Source organism: Corynebacterium sp. UMB8791 (assembly GCF_054166365.1).
In genome coordinates this window covers 1-336 of the sequence record NZ_JBSZCG010000044.1, presented here as the reverse complement: position 1 = coordinate 336, position 336 = coordinate 1, and the positions used below count along the sequence as shown (strand labels likewise).

The 336-nt window shown below is 61.3% G+C and carries 1 pseudogene; it reads right to left on the bottom strand.

Features of this window, described 5'->3' with window-relative positions:
- A pseudogene (locus ACXIUA_RS01240) lies at positions 1-336 on the bottom strand (hypothetical protein); the annotation flags it as partial.

The following is a 336-nucleotide window of genomic DNA, read 5'->3' as shown; positions in this document are numbered from 1 at the left end:
GGCTCGGAGGAGACTGGTTCGCTGACAATTGCGTCCTCGTTCTGTTCGGCACCGTCTTCCAGGGCACGTTCCGCCCCGTCGACCGTTGCTGCGGCTGCGTCAGCTGCCTCTTTTGCTTCTTCGATGTCTTGGTGTTCGACGTCTGCTTCGTCGGAGGCGGGTTCTGCAGGCGCGGGAGCCTTTGGCTCTTCCGCGACCAGTGTCGGTTCCGGCTCCTTCTCAACCTCATGTTTCGGTTCTACTGCAGGTTCAGGGTCGACCTGCGGTTCCGGTAAAACCACCGGCTCAGGCTTTTCGGACTGAGTTTCCTCAACCGGCTCCGGCTCAGGCTCAGGC